Raw genomic sequence first — 20,522 nt, forward strand, 5'->3', positions numbered from 1 at the left:
CAACGGAATACAAAGAATATTTGAAAATTTTCCACCGACTGCCTGACCCGCGCCGGCGTCGATTATTGTGAAGCTATTGGCAGTGATCGCTCAGCTCGTGTGGACGGCAATCCTCTTTGAAATAATCTTATGTCAATAAAAATTAGCCAGCAGTTTGACGCCGCAGCGATTGAAGTCGTGCGCGCGGATAGTCCTCAGCAGATCGAATTGAAAATCCGCAGCGATTCGCATGCCGATTTCACGCAGTGGTTTTATTTCCGCTTGCAGGGCGCACGCGATGAGGATTGCACTATCCGCTTCCTGAACGCCGGCGCCACTACCTATCCAAAGGGTTGGGAAAATTACCAGGCGGTGGCTAGTTATGATCGCGAGAATTGGTTCCGGGTACCGACCAGCTTCGACGGCCAGGTCATGACCATCAGCCATACGCCGGATTACGATAGCGTCTATTACGCTTATTTCGAGCCGTATTCCTGGGAGCGTCACCTGGCGCTGCTGGGGCAGGCGGAGCGATCGCCGCTGGCACGGGTGCTGGATATCGGTAGCACCGTCGATGGCCGCGACATGAACGTGCTGGTGATCGGCGATCCTGACGCCGCCAAGAAGGTATGGGTCATCGCGCGTCAGCATCCGGGTGAAACCATGGCGGAATGGTTTGTCGAGGGCATGGTCGACGCCTTGCTGGATAGCGCCAATCCGCTGGCGACCAAAGTATTGCAGCATGCCGTGTTTTACATTGTGCCGAACATGAATCCGGACGGTTCGGTGCGCGGTAACTTGCGCACCAATGCGGCAGGCGCCAATCTGAATCGCGAATGGATGACGCCGTCGCTGGAGCGCAGCCCGGAAGTGTTTGCGGTGAAGAACAAGATCCATGAAATCGGCTGCGATCTGTTCCTCGATGTGCATGGCGATGAAGCCTTGCCGTATATCTTCGTGGCCGGTTCGGAAATGCTGGAGGATTTCAGCCCGCAGCAAGCGGTGGAACAGCAAAAATTCATTGATGACTTTCAGCGCGCCAGCCCGGATTTCCAGACTGAATTTGGCTATGCGGCTAGCAAATACAGTAGCGATGTATTGACGCTGGCGTCCAAATATATCGGCCACACTTTCAAGTGCGTATCGTTGACATTGGAGTTACCGTTCAAAGACAACGCCAATCTGCCGGATGTCCAAGTTGGCTGGGATGGCGCGCGCAGCGCTCGTCTGGGCGAGGTCGTATTGCAGCCGATCTTGCGGGCGTTCGAGTAATAGCAATATGCCGGAGCGGAAGCTGCATTGCAGCTTCCGCTCCGACAATTCAAATGGCCAAGTTTTGAGAAAGAATCCGTTTTATCGATGACGCAAAATATCTATGACGACCCGGCCTTCTTTGAAGGTTATAGCCGGCTGGGCCGTTCGGTTGATGGCCTGGCCGGCGCGGCGGAGTGGCCGGCGTTGCAAGCGATGCCACCCAAGGTGCAAGGCCTGCGGGTGGTGGATCTTGGTTGCGGTTACGGTTGGTTTTGCCGCTGGGCGCAGGAGCAGGGCGCTGCCCAGGTTCTCGGCCTCGACGTTTCGGGAAAAATGCTGGAACGGGCGATCGCGTCGACTCCTGTCGGCGCAGTAACCTACGGTCGGGCCGACCTCGAACAGCTAGATCTTGCGCAAGGAAGTTTCGATCTGGCCTACAGTTCGCTCACTTTGCATTACATCAAGGATCTGGCCGCTTTGCTGACGAATGTGCACCGCGCATTAGCGCCAGGTGGCCATCTGATTTTCTCGATCGAGCACCCGATTTATATGGCGCCCATGCATCCCGGCTGGGTGCTGGACGGGCAGGGGCGCAAGACCTGGCCGGTCGACAGTTATCAGGCCGAAGGGCCGCGTACCACCAACTGGCTGGCGACGGGGTGGTCAAACAGCATCGTACCACCGGTACGTCGCTCAACTTGCTGATCGCTGCCGGCTTTACCATTACCCATGTTAATGAATGGGGGCCGAGCGCTGAACAGCTGGCCGCACGGCCTGAATTGGCGGAAGAAAAAGAGCGGCCGATGATGTTGTTGGTAGCTGCCCGTCGATGAGTACAAATCTGGTAATCTGCCGTCAATGCGTGAATCAGCGCGGTTCAAATCAAGCAGCTGCATTTCTGAGCTGGTCATTCCCGCGAACGCGGGAATCCATGTTCAATTAGCCACGTAAAGGCTCGGCGCCGCCATGGATCCCCGCGTTCGCGGGGACTACGATAGTGGCGTCTGTGCCTGTTTTCTACAGATTGCCCTCAATGAAAATGCGCTGAGCCGCTTGGCGTATCCTCAGGCGTCTCCGGATGCACCAGCTCGCCTTCGCGATCCGGGTAAAACGGCGTGCCGCAATCATCGCAAAATTCCATTTCAAACAAGTCCGTATGCCGCTGGATGTCGTCGATGCCGCATTCGCGCAATAGGCTCAGGATCTGTTCCAGCGGGGTTTCCGGTTCTGCCGCAGCGGCGTCGCTGTCGCTGGAGCGCGTAATGATTTCTTCGTTGGCTTCTTCCGGCCCATACAGCGGCCACACTACGCCGTAGATGATCTCGTTGGTCTGGCCCACGGAAAAGCCGATGCGGTATTCGTCGACGCGGCCACTTTCCGGCTGCTCGCTGAAGCGGCCGATGCTGGCGTGCAGATCTTTCGACGCAATGTCCAGCGTGTGCGACAGATAATAGCTGGCGGCGCGCAAGGAGGCAGGGCGTATCTGCAAGTCGGCTTCGCGGCAGGCGGCATAGTAAGCCTCCGGCAACAGCAGTTGGATGCCGCAGCCGGGTAGCAGACGCGTCATGTTGGGCGCGACCTGGTTGCGCCACTGTTCCAACGCTTGCTCCTTGCTGGCGGCAATGCGTCCGGCTTGGCCGGCCGTCACTTGCCAGCGGAATAGCGGCATGCCGCTCGGCACCACCAGGGCGGCCAGCAGATAACGGGTATCGGCCAGGTAGGGCGCAGTTTGCGGCGGGTTGGCCGGGCTGCGCACCGGTGTTGCGCTTAACGCCGCTTGCGACAGCTGCTGCAGCAAGGCGAAGGTGTCGGCGTGGCTGCGCGGCAGCTGATCGATGGCGTACAACGAAGGCACAATGGCGGTCTGCACTTCCGGCGCCAGGATGTGAGCGTGCAGGTGGGCGCTGATGGTCAGCATGACGCCGGCTGCAACCGGTCCCGATCCGATCGAGAAACGGGTCCATGCCAGCAGCGGGATGCCGATCAGCAGGCAGTCGTACTGCTTGCCCTGGTACTCGATGCTGCTGGATTCGCTGCAGGCTTCAACCACATCCATCAGGGCGTCATAGGCGTCGGGCTCGACCGGGAACAGTTGCTCCAGGGCGCCGTCGATCGGTTCCTGATGCTGCGCTTTGAAATGCTTATTGAGCAGCACTTCAATATCGCGCTCCCATGCGCGCTCCTCAAGACGGCTGGAGGCTTGGATCAATGCTTGCGCCAACTCGGCCAAACGGTGGCTGTCGGCGGAAAATTTACGGGAAGGTTTTTTTGACGGACGGCGCATAGTAGATAAGGTAAGGAGCTGACAACATAGTCAATATCTTACTGCGCGGCCGTAACGGATGCTTTTTTCACATCCAATGGCGCCAGCGGGCAAAGAGACGCTCACATACTCATTGATAAATGCATCGACAAATATGCGCCGCTTTTCTGTGCTGCCTTCTGGCCTACGACCGCTTGCTGAGAGTTTTCGAGGACTCTGAGGCAGGAAGACTGCAAGATCCTATTGTAGTGGATTTAACCGTGTGTTGAATAAAACTACGCTACGAGATTACAGGAAGAAATTTATGGCGAAAATGACAAACGCCGGCATCGCCGGCGTTTGTTGTTAAAACCAACTACAGTTTATTGTCGCTAGCTTCTTTTATACCGCCAGCAACTGACGCAACACGAATGGCAGGATGCCGCCGTGTTTGTAGTAGTCGACTTCGATTGGCGTATCGATGCGCAGCAGAACCTTGACTTCCTTGGTGTCGCCGTTGGCGCGATAGATCACCAGGGTAGCATCTTGCTGTGGCTTGATTTCGCCGTCGATACCCTTCAGGTCGAAAGTCTCGTTGCCGGTGATGCCCAGGGTTTGAACGCTGTCGGTACCGATGAATTGCAGCGGCAAGACGCCCATGCCGACCAGGTTGGAGCGGTGGATGCGTTCGAACGAGCGGGCAAACACGGCTTTCACGCCCAGCAGCTGCGTACCTTTGGCTGCCCAGTCACGCGACGAACCTGTACCGTATTCTTCGCCTGCGAAGACCATGGTCGGCACGCCGTCTTTGACGTATTGCATCGCTGCGTCGTAGATCGAGGTTTCTTCGCCGGTAGGCTGGAACAGGGTGATGCCACCTTCAATCCGCGAGCCGTCCGGTGTTGCAGGAATCATCAGGTTCTTGATGCGGACGTTGGCGAAAGTACCGCGCATCATGATTTCGTGATTGCCGCGACGCGAACCGTAGGAGTTGAAGTCAGCCTTCAACACGCCGTTGGCGGTCAGCCACTTGCCGGCCGGGCTGGATTCCTTGATGGAACCGGCTGGCGAGATGTGGTCGGTGGTGATCGAATCGCCGAACACGCCCAGTGCACGGGCGCCGCTGATGCCGGTCGCAGCGGGCTTCGGGATCATGGTGAAATCCTGGAAGAACGGTGGTTCCGCGATGTAGGTCGATTTCGGCCAGTTGTAGACTTCGCCGCCGGCGACGCCCTTGATGGCTTCCCACAGCTTGCCTGGTGCGCCCTTGACGTCGGCGTAGTTGGTCTTGAAGGTCTTTGCATTCATCGCAAACTTCATCAGCTTGGCGACTTCTTGCGAAGTTGGCCAAATGTCGCCCAGATAGATGTCCTTACCACCCTTGCCCTTGCCGACTGGCTCGGTCATCAGGTCGCGCGTCATGTTGCCGGCGATCGCGTAAGCGACGACCAGCGGTGGCGAGGCCAGGAAGTTGGAGCGAATGTTCGGATGGATCCGCGCTTCAAAGTTACGGTTACCGGACAGCACAGCCGAGGCCACCACGTCGTTTTTGACGATGGCTTCGTTCATTGCCGGGGTCAGGTCGCCGGCGTTACCGATACAAGTAGTGCAACCGTAGGCAGTGACGCCGAAGCCGAGTTTTTCCAGGTACGGCAGCAGGCCGGCCGCTTCCAGGTACTCGGTAACGACGCGCGAGCCAGGAGCCAGCGATGTCTTGATGTGCGGCGATACCTTGAGGCCTGCCTCGACCGCTTTCTTGGCCAGCAAACCAGCCGCCAGCATGACGCTCGGGTTGGAAGTGTTGGTGCAAGACGTGATGGCAGCGATCAGTACGTCGCCGTTTTGCAGATTGACGCCGTCGGTATTGACGTAGGTCGCATCCAGGTCTTCGATTTTCTTGTTGAAGCCGTTTTCTGCGATCGGCTTGCTGAACAGTTCAGCGAAGTTGGCTTTGACATTGCCGATTTCGATACGGTCTTGCGGACGCTTCGGACCTGCCAGCGATGGCGCAACGGTAGCCAGGTCGAGTTCGACGACGGTGGTGTAGTCGATGTCGCCGGCCTTTGGAATGCCGTACAGGTTTTGTGCCTTGAAGTAGCTGGCGAAAGCGTCGATTTCCGCTTTGCTGCGGCCCGTGCCCTGGAAGTATTCGATGGTCGCATCGTCAACCGGGAAGAAGCCCATGGTGGCGCCGTATTCAGGCGCCATGTTGGCGATGGTCGCACGGTCGGTCAGGCTCAGCGAGGAAGTGCCTTCGCCGAAGAATTCGACGAACTTGCCGACCACTTTAGCCTTGCGCAGCAGTTCGGTAATGGTCAGCACCAGATCGGTGGCGGTAACGCCTTCACGCAACTGGCCGGTCAGGTTGACGCCGACGACGTCTGGTGTCAGGAAGTAAACCGGTTGGCCCAGCATGCCGGCTTCCGCTTCGATGCCGCCCACGCCCCAGCCGACCACGCCGATGCCATTGATCATTGTGGTGTGCGAGTCGGTACCGACCAGCGTGTCCGGATAATAGACTGAATCCTTCTTGTGAACGCCGCGCGCCAGGTATTCCAGGTTGACCTGGTGGACAATGCCGAAGCCTGGTGGCACCACACCGAAGGTGTCGAATGCCTGCATGCCCCATTTCATGAACTGGTAGCGCTCGTTGTTGCGCTGGAATTCCAGTTTCATGTTGAGGTCGAGCGCTTTCTTTTCACGGAAATGGTCGATCTGCACCGAGTGGTCGACCACCAGGTCAACCGGCACCAGCGGTTCGATGTTCTTGGCGTTCTTGCCCAGGCTGGCGGCGACGTTGCGCATTGCGGCCAGGTCGGCCAGCAGCGGTACGCCGGTAAAATCTTGCAGTACTACGCGCGCCACGACGAACGGGATTTCGTCGGTGCGGGCGGCAGTCGCGCTCCAGTTGGCGAGCTGCTTGACGTGTTCTTCGGTGACTTTCTTGCCGTCGCAGTTACGCAGTACGGATTCCAGCACGACGCGGATCGAGACTGGCAAGCGCGAGATGTTGACGCCGAGTTTTTTCTCCAGGGCAGGCAAGGAATAGAATTTGCCTTTCTTGGAATCGGAAATCTTGAATTCCTTGAGTGTGTTCAACGTATTACGGGACATGATATCTCCTGAGGTTACAACTAAATTACAAACTGTTTGCCGGATCAGCCGGGGCCGGGGCTGGCATTTCTTCTTGCGCTGCCGATTTGCATTCGTTGGCCAATTGATGGCCGGATTTTGAATCAAGCAAAATGCCCTTGGCCGGGATGCCGATCCAGAGCAGGCCGTATTTGCGGTTTTCAAAGCGGTTGGCGCCGGTAGTGGTCGGCACGCGGGTCAGGCGATGCAAGGTTTTGCCCCAGCGCAGCGCGATATGTTTGTCGTCGTCGGCGTTGGTGTAAATGGTCAGGCTGTTGCCGAGTTCACATTTGTAGTCGACCGAAACGGCGGTCTTCACATCCGGCGTGCCTTCGTCCTCGCCGTCATCGACTTCGGCGGGCGCGGCCTTTGCGGCCGGCTTCTTGACTGCTTTCTTGGTGGTCTTCTTGGCGGTCGTGCTGGTTTGGGCTTGCACTTGCGGCGCTACCACTGCCAGGCTAGCGCACAGCAACATCAGGGCGGACAAACTCGTTGACAAGCTCTTTCTCATTTCATTGCTCCGTAATGCAATCCACCGTTTATTTCAGTAACGGCAGGACGCGGTTATAACAAGGTACTTGTGGTTTCAGGTAATGCGGCGCCGCTATTTTTTGCCCGCTGCAGCACGCTCCAGTAATACCGGTAACTGGCGCGGTCATGCAGCGTGCCCTCGTGTTGTATCGGTCCCCATTCCGCCTGCTGGGCTGCAAGCAGAATCTGTGCCGCAACGGCTATTTCAGATTGCGGCGGGGTAAATGCGTTCAATATCGGCTTGATCTGCTGCGGATGGATGCTCCACATCCGGGTGTAGCCGAACTCTGCCCGGGCGCGGCCGGCATCGGCAGCGACGCTGGCGCTGTCCTTGATGTCGGTGGTGACGTTATGCGACGGCACTTTGCCGTGCGCATGGCAGGCCGCCGCAATTTCCAGCTTGGCGCGGGCTACCAGGGGATGGCTGAACTGACCGGGGGAGCGCATCGCCGCGCTCGGAATCGCACCATAATGGGAGGAGACGAAATCCATGATGCCGAAAGACAGCGATTCGACTTGCGGCAGGGCGGCGATGGCGAATACGTCAGCTAACGCGCCGTGGGTTTCTATCAAGATGTGGACCGGCAGGTCTTCCCGGCCGGCGCGGCTGCTGTGGTGCCGGATCAGGTCGATGGCGGCTTTGACTTCAGCCACGCTTTCGGCTTTAGGCAGCATCAGGTAAGCCAGCCGGTTGGCGGCGCCCTGGCAGATGATCTTGATATCTTGTTCGAAAAAAGTGTTGCCGCTATCGTGTACGCGAGCGCCTATGCGCTCGAAGCGGTTGTCGGCGCCGGCAATGACGCCGGCGACCAGTTGCGCATGGACTGCTTCGTGACCGGCGCTGGCGCCGTCTTCGCAATCCAGAGTGATGTCGAAGACCGGGCCCAGTTCCTGTTGCAGGTCGACCGATTTACGCATGAGCTTTTCAGCGCCTGCGTAATGATCGCAGACCGGTAGCGAGACCGGCTGTTGCTTGCCTAGGAATAAGACCTGGGTAGGGTGCATTGCGAAATATTCTTAAAGTTGCGGACAAACAAAATCAGGCGCTGCATGGCGATGGCTGTGTCGCCATGCAGGTATTGCTAGTGTGAATCCAGGCCGGGTTTAGCCGACCAGGTGTTTCACGCCATCACGCTCTTCTTGCAGTTCTTTCAGCGTGAGGTTGATGCGTTCTTGCGAGAAGGCGTCGATTTCCAGACCTTGAACGATTTTGTATTCGCCGTTTTCGGTGGTGACAGGGAAGCCGAACATGGTGCCTTCTGGAATGCCATAGGAGCCATCGGATGGCACGCCCATGGTGGTCCACTTGCCATTGGTGCCCAGCACCCAGTCGCGTACATGGTCGATAGCTGCGTTAGCTGCAGACGCTGCCGACGACAGGCCGCGTGCTTCAATGATCGCTGCGCCGCGCTTGCCGACTGTCGGCAGGAATACGTCCTTGTTCCAGACTTGATCGTTGATCAGGTCCTTGACCAATGCGCCGTCGGCTGTCGCGTAGCGATAGTCGGCGTACATGGTTGGCGAGTGGTTACCCCAGACGAACAGTTTTTCGATAGACGACACCGGCTTGCCGATCTTGGCCGCAACTTGCGACAAAGCGCGGTTGTGGTCCAGGCGCAGCATTGCTGTGAAGTTCTTGGCTGGCAGGTTAGGCGCCGATTTCATGGCGATGTAAGCGTTGGTGTTGGCTGGATTGCCAACCACCAGCACCTTGACATTGCGCGAAGCGACGGCATCCAGCGCCTTGCCTTGCACTGTGAAAATCTGTGCATTGGCTTCCAGCAGGTCTTTGCGTTCCATGCCTGGGCCGCGTGGACGGGCGCCGACCAGCAGGGCAACGTCGACATCCTTGAATGCGGTCAGCGGATCGCTGTGAGCGGTGATGCCGGCCAGCAGCGGGAAGGCGCAATCGTCGACTTCCATGATCACGCCTTTCAGCGCTTTTTGTGCTTTTTCGTCAGGGATTTCCAGCAATTGCAGAATGACCGGTTGGTCTTTGCCGAGCAGGTCGCCATTGGCGATGCGGAACAACAGGGAATAACCGATTTGACCAGCGGCGCCGGTAACGGCAACACGCAGAGGGGACTTAGCCATGTTGAATCTCCAGATAGGTGATAGAAAGCGATGTCTGATAATACGGAATACGGGTAAGCGTTGAGCAAATACTGCGGATAAAACCGCAGCGATACTGCGCAACCTCTAATAATACCGGCGAAAGCCATGTCCGTCAGTTTGTTTCGCGTTGCGCAGGCGGCCGGAAATTGTAGCTTGTAATCAGAATCTGAGCAGAACCCGAGCTGAACCCGAGAACTTGATTGCAACTTATATCCGGAGCAATAAAGCAAGGCATTAAACCAATCCGAGTGCTACGGCGATCGTTGAATAGCACTGATGCCCGCGAGTTTAGGCCCGGCAACATGGTATGTCAATCAATATCTTATGTCTTATATAAGACATATAATTGTATATTTTTTTCTGGACGACAATGGCTGTTTCATGGTGAAATCCAAGGTTATGAGCTCCATCCCGTCCAATCAGAGTAGTGACCCTGCCAGCCCGAGTGCTGCTGCCCCCGGAGCATCTCCGGCAGTTTCCTCGGCAAGCTCCCCGACTTTCAGTCCGCTCTATCAGCAAATCAAGGCGCTGATCATGCAGCGCCTGCAGTCCGGCGAGTGGAAATCCGGCGAATTGATCCCCAGCGAAGTCGAGCTTGGCAACCGTTTCAAGGTAAGCCAGGGGACCGTGCGCAAGGCGATCGACGAGCTGGCGGCGGAAAACCTGCTGGTGCGGCGCCAGGGCAAGGGGACTTTCGTCGCCACCCATCACGAAGCCCGTTCTCAATTCCGTTTCCTGCGCCTGATGCCGGATAGCGACGAGCCGCAAGTTACCGATAAAAAAGTCATCGAGCTGAAGCGTTTGCGCGCACCGGCGGAGATTGCACGCCAATTGGGCATGAAATCGGGCGACTCTGTCGTGTATGTCAAACGTGTGCTGGCGTTTGACGGCGTGCCGACGATACTCGAAGAGTTATGGTTGCCGGGTGCATTGTTCAAGGCGCTGACGCTGGAGCGCCTGGCTGAATACAAGGGGCCGATGTACGGCCTGTTTGAAACCGAATTCGGGACGCGCATGATTCGTGCGACAGAACAGATTCGCGCTGCGAGCGCGGATGCCGATGCCGCCGAGTTGCTGGCCGTGGAAAAATTATCGCCATTGCTGTGTGTCGAGCGCGTGTCTTTTACTTACGGCGACAAGCCGGTGGAAGTGCGGCGCGGTTTTTACGTTACCAATCGCCATCATTATCAGAATGAGCTGAGCTGAGTTGGCGGGCAGGTCTGACAGGTTCTGTGATCCTGTGGGCAGAAGTGCCGGTTGCGTGTGAGCGCGGCCGAGTGGTGGCAGAATGGCGAAGCTCCGGTTTGTACTAACAGCAATTCGCAATAAGGAATTGCGCAATAACGAATAATAAATATTGGTGTGCTGCACAAAAATCGGCGAAAATTGCGGGATTGCTTAGCGTGTGAAAAAAAGTGTCAAAAAAAGCGTCAAGAAAAGCATCAAAATTTTAAACTGAGGAGAACCCTGTTATGTCTGAAGCCGCGAAACCCAATCGGCCACAGTTTCGTAATATAAACATTACACAAATTGTGGGTTACCGCTTGCCGCTGGCAGGCATTATTTCGATTTTGCATCGCATTAGTGGCTTGTTGATGTTTCTGTTGCTGCCTTTTATCTTGTTCCTGCTGGATAAGAGCCTGGTGTCTGAAACCTCTTTCGAATATTTCAAAGGCTTTACGTCGGGCTGGTTCGTCAAGCTCGTCATCCTGGCCCTGTCCTGGGCTTACCTGCACCATTTCTGCGCCGGCATTCGCCACCTCGTCATGGATAACCACATCGGCTTGAGCAAGGATAGCGCACGCAAATCGGCCGCAAGCGTATTGGTGATCAGCCTGCCGCTGGCGCTGATCGTTGCATTGAAACTGTTCGGAGCATTCTGATGGCAGATAATAATATCGGTGGCAAGCGTCTGGTCGTCGGCGCACATTACGGTCTGCGCGACTGGTTGGCGCAGCGCGCAACAGCGGTTGTGATGGCAGTCTATACCGTCATCTTGCTGGTTTCTTTTCTGACTGCCAGCAACTTCACCTATGAGGGCTGGGCGGGCTTGTTTTCTCACCAGTGGTTCAAGCTGGCGACTTTCGTAGCGCTGATGGCGCTGTTTTTTCATGCATGGATTGGCGTGCGTGATATCTGGATGGATTACGTCAAGCCGGTCGCTCTGCGGCTGGTCTTGCAAGTTGCCACAATCCTGTGGTTGGTCGGTTGTGCCGGATGGGCGGCGCAGATTTTGTGGAGAGTGTAATCGTGTCAGCAATCAAATCCACAATTCCTACACGCCGCTTTGATGCGGTAATCGTTGGTGCCGGTGGTTCGGGCATGCGTGCTTCGCTGCAATTGGCGGAAGCTGGTTTGAACGTTGCGGTCCTGTCGAAGGTGTTTCCTACCCGTTCGCACACGGTAGCGGCGCAGGGCGGTATCGGTGCTTCCCTCGGTAACATGTCCGAGGACAGCTGGTACTGGCACATGTTTGACACCATCAAGGGCTCGGATTACCTGGGTGACCAGGATGCGATCGAATTCATGTGTCGCGAAGCGCCTAAGGCTGTGTATGAGCTGGAGCATTTCGGCATGCCGTTCGACCGTAACGCCGACGGCACGATTTACCAGCGTCCGTTCGGCGGCCACTCGGCCAACTTCGGCGAAAAGCCGGTAGCACGCGCTTGCGCCGCTGCCGATCGTACCGGCCATGCGCTGCTGCACACGCTGTATCAGCGTAACGTGCGTGCCAAAACCCACTTCTTCGTTGAGTGGATGGCGATCGATCTGGTGCGCGATGCCGAAGGCGATGTCATCGGCGTCGTCGCGCTGGAAATGGAAACCGGCGAGGTCATGATGCTGGAAGCCAAGACCACGGTCATGGCGACCGGCGGCGCAGGACGTATCTGGGCTGCTTCCACCAATGCTTTTATCAATACCGGTGACGGTATGGGTATGGCGGCGCGTGCAGGCATTCCGCTGGAAGACATGGAATTCTGGCAATTCCACCCGACTGGCGTAGCCGGTGCTGGCGTGCTGATTACCGAAGGCGTGCGTGGCGAGGGCGGGATTCTGATCAACGCCAATGGCGAGCGTTTCATGGAGCGCTATGCGCCGACCCTGAAAGATCTGGCGCCGCGTGACTTCGTTTCGCGGTCGATGGACCAGGAAATCAAGGAAGGCCGTGGTTGCGGTCCTAACAAGGATCACGTCATGCTGGATCTGCGCCATATCGGTGCCGAAACCATCATGAAGCGTCTGCCGTCGATTCTGGAAATCGGCCACAAGTTCGCTAACGTCGACGCCTTGAAAGAGCCGATTCCGGTCGTGCCGACCATCCATTATCAGATGGGCGGTATTCCGACCAACGTCTACGGCCAGGTGGTAGTGCCGAAGAATGGTATCCCGAATGCGGTGGTGAACGGCTTGTACGCGATTGGCGAATGCGCCTGCGTATCGGTGCATGGCGCCAATCGCCTGGGCACCAATTCGCTGCTGGATCTGGTGGTGTTCGGCCGTGCTGCCGGCAATCACATTGTCGACAGCAAGCTCAAGGATCGTAGCAACAAGCCGTTGCCGGCAGATGCCACCGACTTCGCCCTGGCGCGTCTGGCCAAGCTGGAAAACAGCACCGGCTCCGAGCGCGTGCAAGACGTGGCAGGCGATATCCGCAAGACCATGCAGCAGTATTGTGGCGTGTTCCGTACCGACGAGTTGCTGCAACAGGGCTACAAGGAAATCATGGTGCTGGATGAGCGCCGCAAGCATGTGGCGTTCAAGGACAAGTCGAAAGTGTTCAATACAGCGCGGGTTGAGGCGCTGGAACTGGATAACATGATCGAAACCGCCAAGGCCACCATCACTGCAGCGGCAGCCCGTAAAGAATCGCGCGGCGCCCACGCGCATCGCGATTACGAACATCGTGATGACGAAAACTGGATGAAGCACAGCTTGTGGTATTCCGAAGGCAATCGTCTCGACTACAAGCCTGTTATCACCAAGCCGTTGACAGTCGATACGTTCAAGCCAAAGCCACGTACATTCTGATTTGCCGCGGCAGGGCAGTGCGCCACCAGATGGTGGCCCTTGACCCTGCCGCGCAATTAATAAAAAAGGTATAGCCATGTCATCACGTACTTTGAAATTCAAAATCTACCGTTACGATCCCGATAAGGATGCCAAGCCTTACATGCAGGACCTGACGGTCGAGCTGCTGCCAACCGACAAGATGCTGCTGGATGCTTTGCAACGCATCAAGGCCGATGTCGATGATTCGCTGGCCCTGCGCCGTTCATGCCGCGAAGGCGTGTGCGGTTCCGACGCCATGAACATCAACGGCAAGAACGGTCTGGCGTGCACCACCAACCTGAACGAGCTGAGCGAGCCGATCATCCTCAAGCCGTTGCCAGGCTTGCCGGTGATCCGCGACCTGATCGTCGACATGACGCAGTTTTTCAAGCAATACGAGTCGATCAAGCCGTTCCTGATCAACGACAACATCCCGCCGGAAAAAGAGCGCCTGCAATCGCCGGAGCAACGCGAAGAGCTGGATGGCCTGTACGAGTGCATCTTGTGCGCCTGCTGCTCGACTTCCTGCCCGTCGTTCTGGTGGAATCCGGACAAGTTCGTCGGCCCCGCCGGCCTGCTGCAAGCCTACCGTTTCATCGCCGACAGCCGCGACGAAGCGACCGGCGCGCGCCTGGACAACCTGGAAGATCCGTATCGCCTGTTCCGCTGCCGTTCGATCATGAATTGCGTCGATGTCTGTCCTAAGGGTTTGAACCCGAATGCGGCAATCGGCAAGATCAAGGAACTGATGGTGCGTCGCGCGGTATAGTAGGCGGCTCTAATACCCTACTGCGCGGTTCAATCTCTGGTCTGCGATGCTCGCTGTACATTCGTACAGCTCCGCTTCTCGACCAGACCTTGAACCGCTCGCGACGGGTCTTAGAGCTGCCGGTCAGCCTAAGAAGGGAGAAATCTTTTTTCTCCCTTGTTTTTGTAGTGGTTTTAGAACTGTTCGTCAAACACGCCGGACAGCGAATTCAAATAGAATAAGTGGTTTCCATGCCTATCATCCATCAAGCCGACCCCGCCAACCGAGCCCGCCTGCGCTGGCGTGCGCGGCGTGGCCTGCTTGAAAACGATTTGATACTGACCCGTTTCCTGGATGCCCACGAAGCCACCATGACGGACGACGATGTCGACGCTTTTTCGCGTCTGATGGAACTGTCCGACAATGAACTAATGGATTTGCTGCTGGTCCGTAAAGAGCCGGACGGATTGCTGGATCTGCCGCAAATGCATGCCCTGTTAGCCAGAATACGCATTGCCTGAAGCTGGCGCCGCCTTGGCGCTCTGCCGCGATTGCAGCGATGCGGTCGCCGCACATGTTGAACAGCCCGCAAGCGCGTTTTTGTTTTTTGATTTAGAGTAATTTTTTGTGAGGGAAGTGCCATGACCAATGCTGATACTAAAGCCACGCTATCGTTCTCCGATGGCAGCCCATCCGTAGAATTTCCTATTTACAAGGGCACTGTCGGCCCTGAAGTCATCGATATCCGCAAGCTGTACGGCGCTACCGGCAAGTTCACTTACGACCCGGGCTTCATGTCCACGGCGGCCTGTAATTCGTCGATCACCTACATCGACGGCGACAAGGGCGAGTTGCAATATCGCGGCTACCCGATCGAGCAGCTGGCAGTCAATTGCGACTTCCTGGATACCTGCTACCTGCTGCTGAACGGCGAACTGCCGACCGCCAAGCAAAAAGAAACCTTTGACGCCACCGTGACCCAGCACACCATGGTGCACGAGCAGATGCAATTCTTCTTCCGCGGTTTCCGCCGCGATGCGCATCCGATGGCCGTGCTGGTCGGCACCGTCGGCGCCTTGTCGTCGTTCTACCATGACTCGCTGGACATCACCAATCCGCGTCACCGCGAAGTGTCGGCGATCCGCTTGATCGCCAAGCTGCCGACACTGGTGGCCATGGCCTACAAGTACAACGTCGGCCAGCCTTTCGTCTATCCACGCAACGATCTGTCGTACAGCGCGAATTTCATGCACATGATGTTTTCGACCCCGTGCGAAGAATACAAGGTCAACGACGTGCTGGTGCGCGCGCTGGACCGTATCCTGACCTTGCATGCCGATCACGAGCAAAACGCCTCGACCTCGACCGTGCGCCTGGCTGGCTCCAGCGGCGCCAATCCGTTTGCCTGTATCGCTGCCGGCATCGCCTGCCTGTGGGGCCCTGCACACGGCGGCGCCAACGAAGCTGCGCTCAACATGCTGAAGGAAATCGGTTCGGTCGATAATATTCCTGAATTCATCGCCAAGGTGAAAGACAAGAACTCCGGCGTCAAGCTGATGGGCTTCGGTCACCGGGTCTACAAGAACTTCGATCCGCGCGCCAAGCTGATGCGTGAAACCTGCTACGAAGTGCTGAACGAGCTGGGCCTGCACGACGATCCATTGTTCAAGCTGGCGATGGCCTTGGAAAAAGTGGCGCTGGAAGACGAATATTTCGTGTCCCGCAAACTCTATCCGAACGTCGATTTCTACTCCGGCATCGTGCAGTCGGCGCTGGGCATCCCTGTCTCGCTGTTCACCGGTATATTCGCCATGGCGCGTACCGTCGGCTGGATCGCGCAATGGAATGAAATGATTTCCGATCCAGAACAAAAAATCGGCCGTCCACGTCAGTTGTTCGTTGGGTCGCCAACCCGTGATGTGCCATCGATCGACAAGCGCGGCTAATTCAGCAGCCGGCGTGAGTATGTAATAGCAACACAAAGACAGCGAATCCGAGGATTCGCTGTTTGCATTTCTGCAGGTTATGCTATGCTCTTATTCTGTGCCGATTTATAACAGGCCACAGTGCAGCAGGAACATGTGGTGAGCGTGTTTTGAAGGGCAGGCAAGCGTAGTTGCAAAGCAATACCCGAATTGAAAAAAAGTAGTAAAAAGAACACAGTAATAGAGCCCTTCCCCACAACTTGATGTGCAATCCGCTAACCGGTCAGGCCGTGTCGCGGAAGGTTATGTTAACCCGCTAATCTCGCGAAACGCGAAGAAAGGTGAGCAAGATGATGCAACAATACCGCTCTAATTCTTATCTCTTCGGAGGTAATGCACCGTACATTGAAGAGCTGTACGAGTCATACCTCGACAATCCCGGTTCAGTTGCCGATAACTGGCGCGCATACTTTGACGCCATGCAACACGTGCCTGCAGTCGACGGCTCCGACAAGCCTGACGTAGGTCACGCATCCGTCATCGCCTCGTTCGCCGAGCGCGCCAAGCAAGGCCCGATCCGTACCATCTCCGCTTCAGCCGATGCTGAAATGGGCTTCAAGCGCGTTGCTGCAACGCAATTGATCGCTGCCTACCGTTATCTCGGTTCGCGCTGGGCCAATCTGGATCCGCTGCAACGCCAGGAACGTTCGGAACTGCCCGAACTGCAACCAAGCTTCTATGGCTTCACCGATGCCGACATGGACATCGTGTTCAACATAAGCAATACCTACTTCGGCCCGGAAACAGCGACCTTGCGCGATCTGCTGAATGCATTGCGCGAGACGTATTGCCGGTCGATCGGCACCGAATACATGTACATCAGCGATCCGACCGAAAAGCGCTGGATGCAAGAGCGTCTCGAATCCACACGCTCCGCGCCGGTGTTCACCGCAGAAAAGAAAAAACACATCCTCGACCGCCTGACCGCGGCTGAAGGCCTGGAGCGCTACCTGCATACCCGTTATGTCGGGCAGAAGCGCTTCTCGTTGGAAGGCGGCGAAAGCTTCATCGTCTCCCTGGATGAAACCATCCAGCGCGCCGGTGAAAAGGGTGTCCAGGAAATCGTTATCGGCATGGCCCACCGTGGCCGCCTGAACGTGCTGGTCAATACCTTGGGCAAGATGCCGCAAGAACTGTTCGCAGAATTCGAAGGCAAGCACGCCGACGACCTGCCGGCCGGCGACGTCAAGTACCATCAAGGCTTCTCGTCAGACATCACCAGCCCGGGCGGCCCGGTACATCTGTCGCTGGCGTTCAATCCATCGCATCTGGAAATCGTCAACCCGGTGGTTGAAGGTTCGGTCAAGGCGCGTATGGAACGCCGCGGCGATAGCGACGGTTCGCAAGTGCTGCCGATCCTGGTGCACGGCGATGCGGCTTTCGCCGGCCAGGGCGTAGTGATGGAAACCCTGAACCTGGCGCAAACGCGTGGTTACGGCACAGGCGGCACCGTGCATATCGTGATCAACAACCAGATCGGCTTCACCACTTCCGATCCGCGCGATTCCCGTTCGACCCTGTACTGCTCGGACGTCGTCAAGATGATCGAAGCGCCGGTATTGCACGTCAACGGCGATGATCCTGAAGCGGTGGTGTACGCCACCCAGATCGCGCTCGACTACCGCATGGAATTCAAGAAGGATATCGTGGTCGATATCATCTGCTTCCGCAAGCTGGGCCACAACGAGCAAGATACGCCAGCGCTGACGCAGCCGCTGATGTACAAGAAAATCGGCCAGCATCCAGGTACCCGCAAGCTGTACGCGGACAAGCTGGCTGCCCAAGGCACCATCGCAACTGACGATGGCGACGCCATGGTCAAGGCTTTCCGCGATGCGATGGACGCCGGCAAGCACACCATCGATCCGGTCATCACCAACTTCAAGAGCAAATATGCAGTCGACTGGCTGCCGTTCCTGAACCGCAAGTGGACTGACGCCGCCGATACCTCGGTGCCGGTCACTGAATTGAAGCGCCTGGCCACACGTATTACCACCGTGCCGGAAAACTTCAAGGTCCACGCACTGGTCGAAAAAGTATTGAACGACCGCGCCGCAATGGGCCGTGGCGAACTCAATCTCGACTGGGGCATGGGCGAACATCTGGCTTACGCGTCATTGGTATCGTCGGGTTATGCAATCCGCCTGACCGGCCAGGATGCAGGCCGCGGCACCTTCGTTCACCGTCACGCCGTGCTGCATGACCAGAACCGTGAACGTTGGGATGCCGGCAGCTACATTCCGCTGCAAAACATCTCCGAACAGCAAGCGCCGTTCAAGGTGATCGACTCGGTATTGTCGGAAGAAGCCGTACTCGGTTTCGAATACGGTTACTCCACCGCAGAGCCAAACACGCTGACCATCTGGGAAGCCCAGTTCGGCGATTTCGCCAACGGCGCGCAAGTCGTGATCGACCAGTTCATCAGCTCCGGCGAAGTGAAGTGGGGCCGTGCTTCTGGCCTGGTCATGATGCTGCCGCACGGTTACGAAGGCCAAGGACCGGAACACTCGTCGGCACGCCTGGAACGCTATCTGCAACTGTGTGCAGACAACAACATGCAAGTGGTGCAGCCGACGACCGCAGCGCAGATTTTCCATCTGCTGCGCCGCCAGATGATCCGCTTGTTCCGCAAGCCGCTAGTCATCATGACGCCGAAGTCCCTGTTGCGTAACAAGGATGCCGGTTCGCCATTGGCTGATTTCAGCAAGGGCAGCTTCCAGACCGTGATCGGCGAAGTCGATGACAAGATCGATCCTAAGAAGGTCAAGCGGATCGTCGCTTGCTCGGGCAAGGTTTACTACGATCTGGTCAATGCACGTAAAGAGCGCGGTCAGACTGATGTCGCAATTATCCGTCTGGAACAACTGTATCCATTCCCGCACAAGGCGTTCGCTGCCGAGTTGAAGCAGTTCCCGAACTTCAACGAGCTGGTGTGGACCCAGGACGAGCCGCAAAACCAGGGCGCGTGGTTGCAGATCCAGCACAATATCTTTGAAAACCTGGAAGATGGTCAAAAGCTTGCGTATGCAGGCCGTCCAGCCAGCGCATCACCTGCTGTCGGTTACTACGACAAGCACTATGCGCAGCAAAAAGCATTGCTGGATACCGCATTTTCCAAGCTCAAAGGCTTTGTTCTTACTAAATAATTGACGACCGGGCAGCTTTGCAAAGAGCTGCCCGATGCCGCACCATCTTACGGAGAATTAAATGGCACTTCTTGAAGTAAAAGTTCCGCAATTGTCGGAATCCGTCGCTGAAGCGACTTTGTTGACATGGCATAAAAAGGTCGGCGATGCAGTCAAGCGCGACGAAAACCTGATCGATATCGAAACAGATAAAGTGGTACTGGAATTGCCTGCGCCAACTGATGGCGTCATCGTTCAACTGATCCAGCCTGATGGCGCCACCGTGGTGGCCGATCAAATCATCGCCATCATCGATACCGACGCTTCGGCCAAGGTCAGTCCGATGGAAGTCGCCGCTGTGCCGGTGCCGCAAGCCGGCCACGCGCCAACCCCGATCGCCGCGCCTGAACTGCAATCGAAATCGGCAGCCGGCATCGCCATGCCTGCCGCAGCGAAACTGCTGGCGGAAAACAATCTGTCGGCGGCGCAAGTCGACGGCAGCGGCAAAGATGGCCGCGTCACCAAGGGCGACGTCCTGGGTGCATTGGCCAAGCCACCAGTACCTGCGCCGGCGCCGCTGGCGGCAGCGCCAGCCAAGCCGCTCCTGCAACAAGTTGCAGCGCCGACCAAAGCTAACCTGGACGACCGTCCGCAAGAGCGCGTGCCGATGAGCCGCCTGCGCGCCCGTATCGCCGAGCGCCTGGTGCAATCGCAATCGACCAACGCCATCTTGACGACATTCAATGAAGTCAACATGCAGCCGGTCATGGACCTGCGCACCAAGTACAAAGACAAGTTCGAAAAAGAACACGGCGTCAAGCTGGGTTTCATGTCGTTCTTCGTCAAGGCTGCGGTTGCGGCACTGAAGAAATACCCGATCGTCAACGCTTCGGTGGATGGCAACGACATCGTCTACCACGGCTATTTCGATATCGGCATCGCTGTCGGTTCGCCGCGCGGCCTGGTAGTGCCGGTGTTGCGTGACGCCGACCAGATGTCGATCGCCGACATCGAAAAGAAAATCGGCGAATTCGGCGCCAAGGCCAAGGATGGCAAGCTGACCCTGGACGACCTGTCCGGCGGTACTTTCTCGATCTCCAACGGTGGTACTTTCGGTTCGATGCTGTCGACGCCGATCATCAACCCGCCACAATCGGCGATCCTGGGCGTGCATGCGACCAAGGACCGTGCAGTGGTCGAAAACGGCCAGATCGTGGTGCGTCCGATGAACTATCTAGCCATGTCTTACGATCACCGTATCATCGACGGTCGTGAAGCAGTGCTGGCATTGGTTGCGATGAAAGAAGCGCTGGAAGATCCGGCCCGTCTGTTGCTGGATCTGTAAGCTGTAAACCCGCCTG

At 56.9% G+C, this 20,522-nt stretch carries 15 protein-coding genes and 1 pseudogene; 11 read left to right on the forward strand and 5 right to left on the reverse strand.

What is annotated here, in order from left to right; all coding sequences use genetic code 11:
- Positions 1–129 precede the first annotated feature (129 nt).
- A complete protein-coding gene (locus ABI171_RS11335; protein WP_348092668.1) occupies positions 130–1,251 on the forward strand; it encodes a M14-type cytosolic carboxypeptidase in 1,122 nt (373 codons plus the stop codon).
- Between the two features lie 87 nt (positions 1,252–1,338).
- Positions 1,339–2,066 (forward strand): annotated as a pseudogene (locus ABI171_RS11340) (class I SAM-dependent methyltransferase).
- 197 nt (positions 2,067–2,263) lie between these two features.
- On the opposite strand, the gene ABI171_RS11345 reads toward ABI171_RS11340, so the two are convergent.
- The 5 genes from ABI171_RS11345 to ABI171_RS11365 all read right to left on the reverse strand — a co-directional run bounded on the left by ABI171_RS11345 (position 2,264) and on the right by ABI171_RS11365 (position 9,232).
- Complete coding sequence (locus tag ABI171_RS11345; protein ID WP_348092669.1) at positions 2,264–3,517, reverse strand: DUF2863 family protein; 1,254 nt, start codon at positions 3,515–3,517, stop codon at positions 2,264–2,266.
- Positions 3,518–3,877: 360 nt separating this feature from the next.
- A complete protein-coding gene (acnA, locus tag ABI171_RS11350; RefSeq protein WP_348092670.1) occupies positions 3,878–6,589 on the reverse strand; it encodes an aconitate hydratase AcnA in 2,712 nt (903 codons plus the stop codon).
- Between the two features lie 25 nt (positions 6,590–6,614).
- Entirely contained in the window at positions 6,615–7,118 is a 504-nt protein-coding gene (locus tag ABI171_RS11355; protein WP_348092671.1) for a hypothetical protein, read from the reverse strand.
- Between the two features lie 53 nt (positions 7,119–7,171).
- Positions 7,172–8,143 (reverse strand): aldolase/citrate lyase family protein, encoded by a 972-nt coding sequence (locus ABI171_RS11360; RefSeq protein WP_348092672.1) that lies wholly within the window; start codon positions 8,141–8,143, stop codon positions 7,172–7,174.
- A gap of 99 nt (positions 8,144–8,242) precedes the next feature.
- On the reverse strand, positions 8,243–9,232 hold the full coding sequence (locus ABI171_RS11365; RefSeq protein WP_348092673.1) for a malate dehydrogenase: 990 nt from the start codon (positions 9,230–9,232) through the stop codon (positions 8,243–8,245).
- A gap of 420 nt (positions 9,233–9,652) precedes the next feature.
- Between ABI171_RS11365 and ABI171_RS11370 the strand changes: the two genes are divergently transcribed.
- The 9 genes from ABI171_RS11370 (at position 9,653) to odhB (ending at position 20,506) form a co-directional block, all read left to right on the forward strand.
- The gene (locus ABI171_RS11370) at positions 9,653–10,459 is read left to right on the forward strand and encodes a GntR family transcriptional regulator (RefSeq protein WP_348092674.1); all 807 of its coding nucleotides are present in this window, start codon (positions 9,653–9,655) and stop codon (positions 10,457–10,459) included.
- A gap of 266 nt (positions 10,460–10,725) precedes the next feature.
- Positions 10,726–11,136 (forward strand): succinate dehydrogenase, cytochrome b556 subunit, encoded by a 411-nt coding sequence (gene sdhC / locus ABI171_RS11375; RefSeq protein ID WP_348092675.1) that lies wholly within the window; start codon positions 10,726–10,728, stop codon positions 11,134–11,136.
- Entirely contained in the window at positions 11,136–11,501 is a 366-nt protein-coding gene (gene sdhD, locus ABI171_RS11380; RefSeq protein WP_348092676.1) for a succinate dehydrogenase, hydrophobic membrane anchor protein, read from the forward strand. Before sdhC ends, sdhD begins: the two co-directional genes overlap by 1 nt.
- Positions 11,502–11,503: 2 nt before the next feature.
- Positions 11,504–13,282: a succinate dehydrogenase flavoprotein subunit gene (sdhA, locus tag ABI171_RS11385; RefSeq protein WP_348092677.1), complete on the forward strand. Its 1,779-nt coding sequence runs from the start codon at positions 11,504–11,506 to the stop codon at positions 13,280–13,282.
- 76 nt (positions 13,283–13,358) lie between these two features.
- On the forward strand, positions 13,359–14,072 hold the full coding sequence (locus ABI171_RS11390; RefSeq protein ID WP_038489897.1) for a succinate dehydrogenase iron-sulfur subunit: 714 nt from the start codon (positions 13,359–13,361) through the stop codon (positions 14,070–14,072).
- Between the two features lie 230 nt (positions 14,073–14,302).
- A complete protein-coding gene (locus ABI171_RS11395; protein WP_348092678.1) occupies positions 14,303–14,572 on the forward strand; it encodes a succinate dehydrogenase assembly factor 2 in 270 nt (89 codons plus the stop codon).
- A gap of 120 nt (positions 14,573–14,692) precedes the next feature.
- Positions 14,693–15,997, forward strand: coding sequence for a citrate synthase (gene gltA, locus ABI171_RS11400; RefSeq protein WP_348092679.1), 1,305 nt, complete (start codon positions 14,693–14,695; stop codon positions 15,995–15,997).
- A 329-nt stretch (positions 15,998–16,326) separates the two neighbouring features.
- On the forward strand, positions 16,327–19,182 hold the full coding sequence (locus ABI171_RS11405) for a 2-oxoglutarate dehydrogenase E1 component (protein ID WP_348092680.1): 2,856 nt from the start codon (positions 16,327–16,329) through the stop codon (positions 19,180–19,182).
- Between the two features lie 61 nt (positions 19,183–19,243).
- The gene (gene odhB / locus ABI171_RS11410; RefSeq protein WP_348092681.1) at positions 19,244–20,506 is read left to right on the forward strand and encodes a 2-oxoglutarate dehydrogenase complex dihydrolipoyllysine-residue succinyltransferase; all 1,263 of its coding nucleotides are present in this window, start codon (positions 19,244–19,246) and stop codon (positions 20,504–20,506) included.
- Positions 20,507–20,522: the final 16 nt, after the last annotated feature.

It is taken from the genome of Collimonas sp., assembly GCF_039923675.1.
GTDB lineage: Bacteria > Pseudomonadota > Gammaproteobacteria > Burkholderiales > Burkholderiaceae_D > Collimonas.

Excerpts from the sequence above, each read along its gene's own strand:
- ABI171_RS11335 (WP_348092668.1), top strand. The coding sequence starts at position 130 with ATGTCAATAAAAATTAGCCAGCAGTTTGACGCCGCAGCGATTGAAGTC.
- ABI171_RS11345 (WP_348092669.1), bottom strand. The coding sequence starts at position 3,517 with ATGCGCCGTCCGTCAAAAAAACCTTCCCGTAAATTTTCCGCCGACAGC.
- acnA (WP_348092670.1), bottom strand. The coding sequence starts at position 6,589 with ATGTCCCGTAATACGTTGAACACACTCAAGGAATTCAAGATTTCCGAT.
- ABI171_RS11355 (WP_348092671.1), bottom strand. The coding sequence starts at position 7,118 with ATGAGAAAGAGCTTGTCAACGAGTTTGTCCGCCCTGATGTTGCTGTGC.
- ABI171_RS11360 (WP_348092672.1), bottom strand. The coding sequence starts at position 8,143 with ATGCACCCTACCCAGGTCTTATTCCTAGGCAAGCAACAGCCGGTCTCG.
- ABI171_RS11365 (WP_348092673.1), bottom strand. The coding sequence starts at position 9,232 with ATGGCTAAGTCCCCTCTGCGTGTTGCCGTTACCGGCGCCGCTGGTCAA.
- ABI171_RS11370 (WP_348092674.1), top strand. The coding sequence starts at position 9,653 with ATGAGCTCCATCCCGTCCAATCAGAGTAGTGACCCTGCCAGCCCGAGT.
- sdhC (WP_348092675.1), top strand. The coding sequence starts at position 10,726 with ATGTCTGAAGCCGCGAAACCCAATCGGCCACAGTTTCGTAATATAAAC.
- sdhD (WP_348092676.1), top strand. The coding sequence starts at position 11,136 with ATGGCAGATAATAATATCGGTGGCAAGCGTCTGGTCGTCGGCGCACAT.
- ABI171_RS11390 (WP_038489897.1), top strand. The coding sequence starts at position 13,359 with ATGTCATCACGTACTTTGAAATTCAAAATCTACCGTTACGATCCCGAT.
- ABI171_RS11395 (WP_348092678.1), top strand. The coding sequence starts at position 14,303 with ATGCCTATCATCCATCAAGCCGACCCCGCCAACCGAGCCCGCCTGCGC.
- gltA (WP_348092679.1), top strand. The coding sequence starts at position 14,693 with ATGACCAATGCTGATACTAAAGCCACGCTATCGTTCTCCGATGGCAGC.
- ABI171_RS11405 (WP_348092680.1), top strand. The coding sequence starts at position 16,327 with ATGATGCAACAATACCGCTCTAATTCTTATCTCTTCGGAGGTAATGCA.
- odhB (WP_348092681.1), top strand. The coding sequence starts at position 19,244 with ATGGCACTTCTTGAAGTAAAAGTTCCGCAATTGTCGGAATCCGTCGCT.